7 protein-coding genes (1 of these 7 only partly in view) are annotated in these 13,602 nt (G+C 63.7%); 3 read left to right on the forward strand and 4 right to left on the reverse strand.

The window, feature by feature from the left end; translation table 11 throughout:
• The 4 genes from BH683_RS16385 to BH683_RS16400 form a co-directional block, all read right to left on the reverse strand.
• A protein-coding gene (locus BH683_RS16385; protein WP_246833423.1) for a non-ribosomal peptide synthase/polyketide synthase crosses the window boundary here: on the reverse strand, positions 1-8,250 show its beginning. It extends 25,602 nt beyond the left edge of the window; 8,250 of the gene's 33,852 nt are visible here — the first part of the coding sequence; the start codon lies at positions 8,248-8,250; the stop codon falls past the left edge of the window.
• A 494-nt stretch (positions 8,251-8,744) separates the two neighbouring features.
• Entirely contained in the window at positions 8,745-9,173 is a 429-nt protein-coding gene (locus BH683_RS16390; RefSeq protein ID WP_084837345.1) for a hypothetical protein, read from the reverse strand.
• A gap of 242 nt (positions 9,174-9,415) precedes the next feature.
• On the reverse strand, positions 9,416-9,637 hold the full coding sequence (locus tag BH683_RS16395) for an MbtH family protein (RefSeq protein ID WP_084837346.1): 222 nt from the start codon (positions 9,635-9,637) through the stop codon (positions 9,416-9,418).
• Between the two features lie 95 nt (positions 9,638-9,732).
• Positions 9,733-10,173, reverse strand: coding sequence for a hypothetical protein (locus tag BH683_RS16400; protein ID WP_084837347.1), 441 nt, complete (start codon positions 10,171-10,173; stop codon positions 9,733-9,735).
• 310 nt (positions 10,174-10,483) lie between these two features.
• Between BH683_RS16400 and BH683_RS16405 the strand changes: the two genes are divergently transcribed.
• From BH683_RS16405 to BH683_RS16415, 3 genes are all read left to right on the forward strand, one after another.
• The gene (locus tag BH683_RS16405; RefSeq protein WP_084837348.1) at positions 10,484-11,467 is read left to right on the forward strand and encodes an ATP-binding cassette domain-containing protein; all 984 of its coding nucleotides are present in this window, start codon (positions 10,484-10,486) and stop codon (positions 11,465-11,467) included.
• A gap of 5 nt (positions 11,468-11,472) precedes the next feature.
• Positions 11,473-12,279: an ABC transporter permease gene (locus BH683_RS16410; protein WP_084837498.1), complete on the forward strand. Its 807-nt coding sequence runs from the start codon at positions 11,473-11,475 to the stop codon at positions 12,277-12,279.
• 326 nt (positions 12,280-12,605) lie between these two features.
• Positions 12,606-13,592, forward strand: coding sequence for an ABC transporter permease (locus BH683_RS16415; protein ID WP_246833424.1), 987 nt, complete (start codon positions 12,606-12,608; stop codon positions 13,590-13,592).
• The last annotated feature ends 10 nt before the right edge of the window (positions 13,593-13,602 follow it).

Genomic DNA, 13,602 nt, shown 5'->3' on the forward strand with positions numbered 1-13,602 from the left:
CAGATCCCGTGCCAGCGGGGCCATGGATGCACCATCGGCGACGATGTGGTGAACGATGACGAGCAAGAGATGGTCGTCTCCCGACCGCAGCAGGATACCCCGTACCGGCGGCGAAGGGGCACCCTGGGGACCACCGGTGACATCGAAGCCTTCACCGGCGAATCGGGCGGCCGCACCCCGCATGTCCTCGGCATCCGCCAGGTCGACCACGTCGAGGTCGATTGCGACATCAGTTGCCGGAAGAACCCGCTGGTAGGGACCGTCGGCGCTGTCGGGGAAGACGGTTCGCAGCGACTGCTGCCGTGCCACCACGTCGGCGACGGCGGCGCGCAATGCTTCGACATCAAGCGACCCCGACATTGTCAGCGGGAGCACGATGTTGTACGCCGGTGAGGCCGGGTCCAGCCTGTTCAATAGCCACATCGCTTGTTGAGCAAGCGACAGCGGTGGACGGTCACCGGCTGCACCGGCCACCAATTCCGGCACGTCTGTCACACCGTGATCGCCATCGAGCCGGGCAGCCAATGTCTCGACCGTCGGGTTCTCGAAGATTTCGCGGACCGCGATCCGGCGCCCGACCAGTGCCGAGATCCGGGCGACCGCTTTGGTCGCGACCAGGGAGTTCCCGCCAAGATCGAAGAACGAGTCGTCGACACCGATTGACGGCAGCCCGAGCACCTCGGCCAAGATCTCGGCCAAGGCACGTTCGGTCTCGGTGGTCGGCTCTGCCCCACCACCGATCAAAGACTCGAGATCTGCCTCCGGCAGCGCCGATCGATCGAGCTTCCCGGAACGGGTCAACGGGATCTCGTCGAGGAAGACCACGGCTCCCGGCACCATGTGGGACGGCAGACGGGTGCCGACGAAGTCACGAACGGCCTTGGCGTCGAGTGGCCGTGAAGCGAGTACATGCGCGACCAGTGCGGTGGCACCCGATGGCAGCGTCGCGCCGGATGTCGACGCGAACTCGATGTCCGGATGAGCTGCGAGCGCTGCGTCGATCTCCCCGAGTTCGATGCGGAACCCACGGACCTTGACCTGAAAGTCGCTGCGGCCGATGTACTTGACCTCGAGGCGGTCGTCCCGCCTTTCCCAGCGGACCACGTCGCCTGTTCGATACATCCGGTCGCCGGGGGTGCCGTGTGGGTTCGCGATGAACCGGTCAGCGGTCAATCCCGGACGGTCATGGTAACCACGGGCCATGGCCGGGCCGCTGAGGTACAGCTCGCCCGTCACACCCACTGGCACCGGCTGCAGTCGATGGTCGAGGACCAGCGACTTGAGTCCTCGAACCGGTGACCCGATCGTGATGTCGTCGCCGGGCTGCATCGGACCGGCGATATCGGCGAAACACGTTGTCTCGGTGGGCCCATACCCGTTGAACATCCGTCGCCCCGGAGCCCACCGATCAACCAGTTCAGGCGGGCACGCCTCACCGCCGACGACCACCGACTCGAACTCGTCGAGACCCGACGGATCCACCGATGCCAATGCGGCGGGCGTGATGAACCCGTGGGTCACGCGGAACTCCGCGAGGAAGTCGTGCAGTTCTTCGCCGCCATAGACCTCGGTCGGTGCGATGACCATCGTCGAACCGTGGGCCAGAGCCAGCAGCACCTCGAGGACGGACGCGTCGAAGCTCGGCGATGCGAAGTGCAGAGTTCGCGAGTCCTGCTTCAGGACAAAACGATCGGACTGCTCGCGCAAGAGATTGGCGAGACCGCCGTGCGTCACGGTCACGCCCTTCGGCAGTCCCGTGGTTCCGGAGGTGTAGATCATGTATGCCGTGTTGGACACCCGGATCGGCGCGCGTCGATCGTCGTCGGTGAGACGAGCCGAGGAATACGATCCCACCGCGTCAGCGGTCTGCGCGGCATCGAGTTCGAGCCATTCGATCAGCGGGGGCCGATCCTGTCGCCACTGCGAAGTCGACAGACCGAACACCGCAGCCGAGTCCCGCAGCATGTGTTCGATGCGTTCGACCGGGTAACGCATGTCGACCGGCAGGTAGCCCGCACCGGTCTTGGCCACTGCCCAGAGGCCGATCATGAACTCGATCGACCGTCCCATGCCGAGGGCGACGATCTGCTCCGGTCCTATGCCGCGCGCGATGAGAAGGCGGGCCAGGGCATTGGACCGTTCGTCGAGCTCGCGATAGGTGATCGAACCGGACGGAGAGACCGCGGCGTCACGATCCGCCGACTGGTCCACGGCCGCCGCCAGCAACTCTGGCAGCGTCGCCGAATCGAGGTCGTCGCTGCCGGCCTGACCGAGGACTTCCGCCCGTTCGACCGAGGTGAGTACGTCCAGGTCCCCCACCCGCAGCGCCGCGTCCGAAGAGATGAGCTCGAGCACTCGAACCATCATGTGCAGAAGAGATTCCGCGCGCTCGTGATCGACGATTCGGGGCAGGTACTTGGCGGACAACCGCAGCACGGGATCGGTCACCGCGATCAGGGTGAGCGGATAGTGGGTGGCGTCGAGGACGTCGGCGTGATCGACCCGAAGGCCGTCGATGTCGGCGGCGGCGCTCAATGCGCTGCGGTCCAACGGGTACGACTCGTAGACCAACATCGTGTCGAAGAGCGAATCGACGTCCGTGGAAGCGGTGATGTCCGCCAACCCCACGGAGTGATGATCGAGAAGTGCGGTCTGCCGACGCGAGATCTCAGAGACCAGACCCGCCAGATCAGTACCGGGGTCGAGCACGACTCGCACCGGCAGCGTGTTGATGAACAGACCGAGCATCGACTCGATGCCGGTCACCTGCGGTGGACGACCGGACACGGTGGTACCGAATACCACATCGTCACTACCGGTGAGCCGAGACAACACGATCGCCCATGCGGTCTGCAGGACGGTGTTCAGGGTGACGCCCGATTCCCGGACGTAGTCGGTGATCCCCGACATCAGATCGTCGGCGACAACGACCTCGATCTGTCGCGGTACCTGCCCCCTGCCGTGAGCCTCTGCACCGGGGAAGAGCAATGTCGGTTCTTCGACCCCGTCGAGGGCACTCCTCCACGCGTCGAGCGACTGCTGCATGGACTGCGAATGCAGCCAGGTCAGATAATTCCGGTACGGGCTCGGCGCAGTCAGGGAGCGCGGGTCTCCTCCGGCACGGTAGAGGGCGAGCAGGTCGCTCATGAAGATCGGCAAAGACCAACCGTCGAGCAAGATGTGATGGTTGGTGATCACAAACCGGTACGACGAGTCGCCGCGTTTGATCATGGTGAATCTGATCAGGGGTGGACGGTCCATCGCGAAGGGCAGCAGCCGTTCGTCCTGGGTGAGTTCGGAGATCGCGACCTCTTGAGCACCCGGCTCGAGATCGGTCAGATCGTGATCGGTCCAGGGCGTCTGCACCGTCGCCGGGATCACCGCCACCGCACTACCGGACGAGTCCGTGAAGAAGGCGCTGCGCAGGTTGGGATGCCTGGCGATCAACGATTCCGCGCTGCGGCGCATCCGCTCCGGGTCGAGCCCACTCAGATCGAGAATCATCTGCGCTGCATAGACATCGACGTCACCGGCAGCGAGTTCGGCGTGGAACAGCAACCCGTTCTGCAGCGGGGTCAGCGGCCAGACGTCGGCGATGTCGTCGAAGCGCGCCTCGAGTTCCTCGATCTGGGGCTGCCCCAGATCGACCAGGTCGAGATCTGATGGGGTCAGTCCACCGGCGCCGGCCGATACGGCATGCAGCGCGATGGACTCGAGTGCCCGTTGCCACAATTCGATGAGTTCGTCGACCTGTTCGTCGTCGACAACCCCCGCGGGATAGTCGATCTCTGCCGACAATTGCGGGCCGCCTGCCGATTCGGTGACGACCGCGTTGATGTCGAGCGCTGTGCGTACGGGAACGTCGGCTCCGCGTGTTCCCCGCAGGGCACTTTCCCCGTCCGGAACCCAGGGGCCCGACAAACCGCCCCCGGCGAGTCGTCCGAGATAGTTGAACGTGATGACCGGCTCGGGATACGACGAAAGCGCTTCCATGCCTTCGGCACTGAGATGACGAAGCAGTCCGTAGCCAACGCCTCGCCGCGGAACCGCGGCCAGTTGCTCCTTGACGGCCTTGACCAGATCACCTGCTGCCGTACCGCCGGCGAGCGCATCATCGATGTCGATCCCCGCTGTGCGCAGAGCAACCGGGTACATCGTGGTGAACCAACCGACGGTGCGCGACAGGTCGGCACCCGGCAGCAGGTCCTCTTCCCGGCCGTGTGCCTCGAGGGTCACGACCACAGAATCGGCCGTAGCGCCCCTGGCCCGCAGCCAGTGGGTGGTCGCGAGCGTGAGCGCAGCGAGCAGACCGTCGTTGACGCCCCCGTGGAACGCCTGCGGCACGCGGGTGAGGAGCGTGTCTGTCAGGCTCGTGGAGAGGGTGAGTTCACGATGCCGCAGCGTCGACACCACATCGCGGCCACGGTCGAGGGTGAGCGTGGAGTCATCGACTTCGTTCAAGGTCGATCGCCAGTGATCGAGCTCATCGAGAACACGTGGATCGGTAGCGAGGTCGTTCAGTCCCCGGGCCCACCGGCGCATCGAAGTCCCCACCGCCGGCAACGCGAGCGCTTCACCTGCTGCGAGCTGCGCCCACGCCGTCGCGAGGTCGGGCAGCAGGATCCGCCAGGACACTCCGTCCACGGCGAGGTGGTGGAGAACGATCAGCAGCCGGCGGGAGGTCTCGGGCTCGGCGGTCGATTCCACCACCGTCACGCTCATGATCCGGCCCTCCGCCGGATTCAGTGCCTCCGTAGCACTTTCGGCGAGAGCGGTCAGTTGCTCGTCGAATCCGGCGGTTCCGGGTGCGGCGCCGACGCTTCGTTCGGCGATCTCGACCGTCGGGGCCTCGGGCTCCGGGACGACAACGTGCTCGGGGCGACCGTCGTCGCCGATGTACAGGCGCGAACGCAGCACGTCGTGGTGCGCGACGACCGCAGCCACCGTCCGACGCAACAGGTCCATGTCGAAGGGGGCGGGCGCAGGAACAACCACCGACTGCGAGTAGGGGCCGACCGACTCCGGTACCTCCGACACCCAGGCCACGATCGGTGTGAGGTCGACCGAACCCGTACCACCACCGGGGAGCTCGTCGACCACCATCGCCGAACTCTCATCGCTGGCCGCGGCCGCAAGCTCGCCGATCGTCTTGCACTCGAACACATCTCGTGATGAGAAGTGGAAACCCACGGCACGCGCACGCGAGACGAGCTGGATCGACATGATGCTGTCGCCACCGAGGCCGAAGAAGGAATCGTCCAGGCCGACCTCGGGGTGTCCCAGCAGATCGCCGACGATGGCCGCGATCGCCCGTTCCGCGTCGGTGATCGGCGCCCGGAAAGCCACTGCGTGAGCAGAGAAGTCAGGTTCGGGCAGAGCCTTGCGATCGACCTTTCCGCTGGGTCCCAGCGGCATCTGTGGCAACTCGACAACGGCATCGGGAACCATGTACTCCGGCACGCGGGCCCGCACGATGTTCATCAACCGGGCGGTGTCCAGCGCAGCGCCGCCTCCCACGACATACGCGACGAGGCGCTGCCCGTGGGTGCTCTGGTGAACGACCACCACGGTCTCTCGCACAGCCTCGTCGGCCAGGACAGCCGACTCGATCTCCCCGAGTTCGATCCGTAGGCCTCGCACCTTCACCTGGAAGTCGCTGCGCCCCACGTACTCGAGGGATCCCGCTGCGTTCCAGCGGACCAGGTCGCCGGTCCGGTACATCCTGGTTCCGGGCGGACCGAACACACAGGGCACGAAACGCTCCGCAGTCAGGTCCGGCCTGCCGAAGTAACCTCGAGCCAACTGCGCACCCGAGAGGTACAACTCGCCCACCGCGCCGACGACGCAGGGGCGCAACTGGCGGTCGAGAACCCAAGCGCGACAGTTCCATACCGGGCGGCCGATCGGAACGCCCTGCACGACCGTCGAATCGACCGGCGCATAGGTGGCGTGCACCGTGAACTCGGTGGGCCCGTACAGGTTCTCGATCCTGACAGCGGGTAGCGCCAGGCGGGCTTGCGCTGCCAGTTTCGCCGGGAACGCCTCACCGGCCACGAGCAGCAAACGCAGCGCGGCGGCGTCGCCCAGGCCTCCCGATCCGAGGAAGAGCTGAAGCATCGCCGGTACGAACGACGTCGCGGTGACACCCTCGTCGACCATGACCTGGGCCAGGTACTCGGGGTCGAGATGGCCATCGGGTTTCGCGACGACCATCCTGGAACCTACGGCCGGGGAGAACAGTTCCCAGACCGACACGTCGAACGTCGTCGGAGTCTTCTGCAGCACGACATCGGTCGGTCCGACGCCGTAATGTCCTGCGATCCATTCGAGTTGGTTGACCACCGCACCATGAGGCACGGCCACGCCCTTCGGCTTTCCGGTCGAACCGGACGTGAAGAGGACATACGCGAGGGTGTTCGGTGTCAACGGGCCGGAACGTTCTGCGTTCGTGATCTCGCCATCGGACAGCCCGGTGAGATCGAGGGACTGCGGATCGATGACGGAGACAGCCGGGTCCACGAACTTCTCGTGATCTCCGGCCGCTGCCAGCACACACGCCGGTTCGGCTGTGGCCAGGACGTCCGCGATCCGGGCGCTGGGATGGTCTGGATCGATCGGCACGTAGGCGCCGCCGGCCTTCAACACGGCATACAACGCGGCCATCATGTCGAGTGAGCGACGCAGCGCCACCCCGACCCGCACGTCGGGCCCGACACCGACGGCGATCAGACGGCGGGCCAGACGGTTTGTCCATGCGTCGAACTCGGCGAACGACATCCGCCGCCCGGCGTCGACGATGGCGATCGCCTCGGGGGTCAGCGCCACCTGGCGAGCCCACATCTGGGTGAGGTCACGGACCTCGACAGGATGCTCGGTGGAGTTCCATTGCTCCATCGTGGCTGCGATCTCCGCGGGAGAGCCGAGATTCAGGGCACCGACAGTGGTGTCGGGTCCGACCCGGAGCACCTGGCCGAGGAAGTCGATGAACCGGTCGTGATGCCTGCGCAGTTCATCATCCGAGTACGACTGCGGATTCGCCTCGAAATCGACCCGCAAGTTGCTCCCGTGCACACCCGGGTAGATGTTCATCGACAGGTCTTCTACGGGTCCGGTGGTCAGGACGTGCGTATGGCCGACGACGTCGCCGAGATCGATCACCGGCTTGAACATCATCAGGTTCACCGACGGGCCGAACAGCCCCCTCTGACCCGTGCCCTGACCGATGTCGCGCCGCATGTCCTCGTGCCGGTACAGCTGACGTCGCAAAGCGCCGGTGAGCTCCGTCTGCACGGTGCGGGTGAGTTCTTCGATGGTCGTCTCGGGGCTGACCGTCAGTCGCAACGGAACGATGTTCGAGACCATTCCGCCTGCACGCCGCAGTTTGGCCGTATTGCGCGCCGACACCGGCAGACTCAGCACGATGTCTTCGCTGTCGGTCATCCGCGCCAGATACGCCGCAAATGCGGCGATGACCGCGGGCGCCGTGCTCCCGGCAGCCTCACGGGCCGCCTCATCGAGCAGTTTCGCGGTGTCGTCGGGCAGGGTCACCGACGCCACCCGGGAGTAATCACCAGGCGCGGCGCGGTGCTGCGCGAGTGAGAGCGGGGCAGGCAGGTCGACGGTCCGCTGCGCCCAGTAGTCACGGTCCTTGGCGAACCGGTCGGAGTCCCGATAGCGACGCTCTTCGGCAACAACCTCAGAGAGCTCCGCACCTCTACCCGGGGGGATCTCGACGCCGGCCACCATGGCCGTGTAGACCTCGGCGACGCGAGTGACGGTGGCCATTGCGCCGAATCCATCCAGGGCGATGTGGTGGGTGCGGATGTACCAGTAGTAGTGCTCGTCGCCGAGCTTGATCAGACTGCTGGTCGTCAGGCGATCCGCCAAGAGGTCGACGGGCGACCGGTACTCGTCGCGCATCCAGGCAACAGCGGCCTGCTCGGGATCGTCATCCGCCGAGACGTCGATGAGCTCCATGCTGTCTTCGATGGTGCGGTCGACGTATTGGAGAGGTAAGCCGTCGGTCTCGACGAGGCTCAGGTAACCCGAGCCCATCTCGCGACCGACCAACCGTGAGGCGCGGATAAGCGTGTCGAGGTCGACGCTGCCGACCAACTCGACGTACTGAGCGATGTTGATCGCAACTTGCCCCAGGCCTTGCTGGGCGAACCAGATCCCACGCTGCGCTGCCGACAACTCGAAAGCGTCGCGGGGCACGTCTGCTGGTTCGTCGAAGCGGCCAGCACTCAAAATCTCGCGCTCCAATCTCGAACGACTGCTCGGCTCGGCCTCAAATCACGACGTTTGCGTGCTCCAGCAAATGTATCGCCCAAAGTCTTCATCGATTACATTCTGCCGAGCAACGGGTCAGTCCAACAGTAACCACGCAAGCGGGTCGCGGTTAACAGACACGCGATATGGCGTGTCTATCTGTGACCTATCGACCAGGCTGTCACACGTGTTACAGGAGTTCAAAGCGGCCCCGGACCGATTCCGACAGCACTGCTGCAAGCTGCACTAAGTTTAAGTTTCCTATGCTAAATACACATCACAAGAGCCAATGCCGAGCGACAAAGTTACCAAAAACACCTGTCGTGCATTTGAATGAATCTCACACTGGGTTCAATACAGACAGATAGAACACACAGGCAGGCCGCGTTCGCACCGAGACTTCTCGACTTACGAGACTGCTCAACCTGCGGACTGCGCGGACTGCGCGGCCTGCAAGACTGCTCGACGAGGACTTAAGCGCTCGACAACCTGCTCGCGATGACGCGGAGGTCCATCTCACTCGTCCGATTCGCACGCACGGGCTGACGCGGGGGCTCAGTGGCCATGTCCAGCGCATTCAGGTCGGCGCCGATCCGGGCAAGGGCGGCATCGACGACCGAGGCGACAATCGCCGAATCGGGTTCCGAGCCGAGGTTGGGTATGCCGGCGAAGATCGCAGCGACCACGGCAGAGCGGTCATCCATGTTCTGACTCCGCGTGACAGGCATCATGAGGTTGATGGCGGCCAGCAGATCGCGATAGTTGAGCCCTCGGGCGCGGTACCGGACCACGACTCGATCCGGGGTCACACGGGTGAGTCGTGACACTGCTTCCGGCAGCTGAGCCAGGGGCACGGCGAACTCCGCGGCGACCTCGTCGTTCCGGACTGTGGAAATAGCCATCTGCTCACCAACCTGTGCGTGTACCCCGACTCCAATTGAGCCAGCGTAGCTATATTCACAGTACCCGAACGAGAAGGGAAGAGAGAACGGCCAAGCCGTTACATGATCGAAGTGTGATCCATACCACACTTTACGATTGCAACGCTCTGACCTGCGAGAACAGGGAAGACTCACAACCGACTGCAACGCGTCAGGTGGCGCGCCGGCGTCAAACAGTAATGATCTTGACGATCAACTGTAACTTACTTCGCCGAATCGGCTTCCATCGCGTCGATGAGGCTCTGCGGCCGCAGGTCGGTCCAGTGCTCATTCACGTAGTCGAGGCACTCCGAGCGAGACGCTTCGCCGAAGACCTTGTTCCAGCCGGCGGGAATGTCGGCGAACGTCGGCCACAGCGAGTGCTGGTTCTCGTCGTTGACCAGCACAAAGAAACGGCCGTCTTCGTCATCGAATGGGTTGCTCATGGCGGACCCTCCTGTCGTGTCTCGCTTCGCGCAGCCACGACGGGCCTGTGGCGATATTGCTGATGCTCAGCGCACTGAGCCCAGACAACCGCAGGTCAGACCTGTTGTGGTTCTGCGAGAACCATCATTGCTTGAATGCGTATCGCCGTAAGCGTATCCGCGAGCCCCTTCGGGCCCGCAACCGCCAGTCCCGGCACCGCTGTCATCAGCGCGACGGTCAGCGCGGAATCATCGATCCCGGACTCACTGGCCATCGCGATCGCGGCGCTCTGCGCGCGCGCTTTCAATTCGCCGAAGCTCACGGCGTAGTCGTTGTCGCGGCTGATCACTGCGGGCTTGTCCCGGGCAGCGTCAGCCGCCGCGATCACGAGCTGCGTGAGGGTGCGATTGCCCCGGTCGCGAAATCCACGTTCGTCGGGTCGGGCCGACGGCCCCTTGCCAATATGGCGGAGCTGCAGTACCACAACGCCCTCCCATCTCGCCTCGTGCGTCGAATGCGACCTACGAAACACGTTCTCGTCGCTGGTGACCTGCATTTGCCCCAACCCAGGTCACCAAACTATAGCTATTGCTCGACCTTTGAATACCAATTGGCCGACATTACATTCACAGAGACGATATCGCCGTGTCGCCGCGTAGTGTTACTCCGGGATTTCTGCGCTAGATTCGCTATCAATCGGCAAGGGCGATCGCATCGCCATGCGACCATGACGATGACGGGACGGACATGCAAGCGAGGCGGGGCCGAGTTACGGGAACCAGCAGGGAACAGACAGTAACCAGCAGGGCGCAGACAGTACTGGGCCGACCATCACCCATCATGCCGACGACAATTCACGCCGCCCGATGACAGCGCCTGCCGCTACCACCGGCTCGCACAGCGTGATAGCCGAGAACTTGGTCAAGAAGTTCGGGGACTTCACTGCGGTCGACAACATCAGCTTCAGCGTGCCTACTGGGACTGTCCTCGGCCTGTTGGGGCCGAACGGCGCCGGCAAGACCACCACGGTCAACATGCTCGCGACGCTCCTCACCCCAGACGGCGGCACAGCGAGCATCGCGGGCTTCGACGTGATCAAGGATCGCGCTGCGGTACGGAAGTCGATCATGCTCACTGGTCAGTTCGCCGCGTTGGACGAATCTCTCACCGGTAGAGAGAACCTGATCCTGTTCGGCCGGCTTATGGGACTGCGGAAGGTTCCTGCCGCACATCGAGCGGACGAATTGCTCGAGGCCTTCGACCTGGTCGAGGCGGCATCGCGCCGCGTCGGAAAGTTCTCCGGCGGAATGCGCCGACGAATCGACATCGCGTGCGGGCTCGTGGTGCGACCCGAGGTGGTCTTCCTTGATGAACCGACCACCGGACTCGACCCACGAAGCAGGCAGGATGTCTGGAACATCATCTCCTCTCTGCGCGATCTCGGCATCACAACCCTGCTGACGACCCAGTACCTGGAGGAAGCCGACCTTCTCAGCGACCGTATCGTGGTGATCGACAAGGGCAAGGTCATTGCCGAGGGAACTGCCGACCAGCTCAAAGAACAGGTCAGCGGAACCTTCTGCGAAGTGGTGCCCAGCTACCCGGACGATCTGCACCGCATCGAGAAGCTGCTCGCGGACATGGTGCCGGCTGATCGAATCCGTATCGATGTGTCGCGAACCTCGCTGACATTGCCTGCAGTGAACTCGACGCAGACTCTGGTCGAGATCGTTCGAAGGATCGACGCCGCAGGCATCAAGCTCACCGATGTCGGCCTGCGACGTCCCTCGCTCGACGACGTCTTCCTCAAGTTGACCGAGAGCACCGAAGTACCTGAGGCACGCACGTGACGACCATGACGCCGGCTTTGGTCGTCTCCTCGGGTGCCACCGAGGCCATAGTCGCACCGACCCGTCAGTGGCTTGCCCTGACCAACCGGTCGCTGCGGGGGATGGCGCGGGAGGGCCAGTTCTTCCTGTGCATCGTGTCGCCTGTTCTGCTGACGGTCTGTTTCTACATCCCGCTGCGAACAATCATGAACAACTACCCGGGTATGAACTACGCGCAGTTCCTCATGCCTGTGATCTGTCTTCAGTCGGTCGGCTTCGTCGCCACGTCTGCGGCTATGCGCGCCGCGACCGACGGAAGCCTTGGGTTGACCAACCGATTGCGCAGCATGCCCGTCAATCCGCTGGTGCCACCCCTCGCCCGGCTGGGGGCCAACATGGTCCTCCTGGTCATATCGCTGACGTGGGCACTTATTTCCGGGTTGGTCATCGGATGGCGGCCTGACTCAGGCCCGCTGAACTTCGCCGGTTTCATCGCAGTCGCGCTGCTGATCGGTGTGATCCTGGCGTTCGGTGCCGATATCATCGGTGCGCTCTCCCACAACCCGCAGGCGACGAGCCAGGCGCTTGCACTTCCGCAGCTGATCCTGGGCATGCTGTCCACCGGTTTCGTACCGGAGGAGCGGTTCCCAGAGTGGATCCGGCCGTTCGCCCGTAACCAGCCAATCTCACAATTCACCGATTTAATGCGAGGATTCGACAACGGCAACGCGACTCTCCAGGTGGCGTTTCCTTCGATTTGTTGGGCGATCGGAATCGTGCTTGCGGCACTCGCCGGCGGTACGTGGGTGATGATGCGGAGCAGCCGGCGGTGAGCACAAAGGAAAGGCCCGAGGAAAACGGCGCCCCGACTATCGCGAACCGCCCAAGACACCGCGGCGACGACACTGCAAGGGACGATCAATGGTGGCGCAACGAGCATTCGCCGCCCAAGCGCCGACGAGCCCGCGCAGACAACGAACCGACAGTTCGTATTCCGTCCTCCGCCCGGGCGTCGAACGCACCGGACACCGGCCCCGCCCGGTCGGTCGTCGGGCCGTGGACGATGCTCTCGCCTGGTGCCGCGTCCGCTGAATGGACGTCTGAACAAATCCGCGATCGTCACACACAGTTTCGTGGCGACGACAGCCACACAGTCGGATTGACCCAGCTCACCGATCCGGCGTCACTCGATTTCAGTCATGTATCCGAAGAGCTGCAAATAGCGCCGACAGAGCGCATCGACATACGAGAGATTGCAGCCCGGTCGAAGTCGGCCGTGCCAAGAGACCCCAAACCACAAGCCCAGGACAAGGTTCGTGACGCACGTTCCTTCGCAACCACCTTCCCCGCTCACGCACCCGCGGAAGAACGTGGTTTGCACGCCTACCTCAGTCACACTCTTGCGCTTACCGGCAGGCAGTTGCGTGTGGTGACACGCGATCGCCTCACCCTGATCCAGAGCTTCATCAACCCCCTGCTCAGCATGATCATGTTCAAGGTTGTGCTCGGCGACGCGGTCGGGCAGGCGACAGGCATGAACAGTGCCTTCGGCACCGTTCCGCTGGTCATCCTGGTCGGCGCGATGTTCGGTTCCCTTGCTGTCGGAACACGATTGATAGGTGAACGAAGAACCGGCTTGCTCACGCGGCTGTACGTCATGCCCGTCCACCGGGGCGCTGATCTCAGTTCTCGGATTGGCGTCGAAATGATGCGAATTATCGCCAGCACTTTGGTCCTGACCACAGCAGGGATGCTTATCGGCTGGCGTTTCAACGAGGGACTTCTGCCGGCGCTCGGTATATTCGCCGTCGCGCTTTTGTACGGCGCGGCTTACTCGACACTGGTCATGACCGTTGCGGTCTCGGCGTCGAACATCCCTCTCGTCCCGATCATGTCGCTCTTCACCAGCTTGATGATGTTCTTCAACTCGGGGTTCTCGCCCGTCGACGCTTATCCAGAACTGATCCAGCCGCTGGTCGAGTATCAACCGATGACATGCGCGATCGATACGATGCGCGCCTTGGCGACGGGTGGTCCAGTCGCCGAAAGCTTCACCCTCACGGTCATCTGGGCGATATCCGTCATCGCAGTCTTCGCTTACCCGGCAGCGCGTGGCTACCGAAAAGCAGCCGCGTCCCGGACTTAGTCGAGACCAG

Origin of the sequence: Williamsia sp. 1138, assembly GCF_002095435.2 — a bacterium.
Lineage (GTDB): Bacteria > Actinomycetota > Actinomycetes > Mycobacteriales > Mycobacteriaceae > Williamsia.

Coding starts and splice junctions, on each gene's coding strand:
- BH683_RS16390 (WP_084837345.1), bottom strand. CDS start 9,173: ATGGCTATTTCCACAGTCCGGAACGACGAGGTCGCCGCGGAGTTCGCC.
- BH683_RS16395 (WP_084837346.1), bottom strand. CDS start 9,637: ATGAGCAACCCATTCGATGACGAAGACGGCCGTTTCTTTGTGCTGGTC.
- BH683_RS16400 (WP_084837347.1), bottom strand. CDS start 10,173: ATGCAGGTCACCAGCGACGAGAACGTGTTTCGTAGGTCGCATTCGACG.
- BH683_RS16405 (WP_084837348.1), top strand. CDS start 10,484: ATGACAGCGCCTGCCGCTACCACCGGCTCGCACAGCGTGATAGCCGAG.
- BH683_RS16410 (WP_084837498.1), top strand. CDS start 11,473: ATGACGCCGGCTTTGGTCGTCTCCTCGGGTGCCACCGAGGCCATAGTC.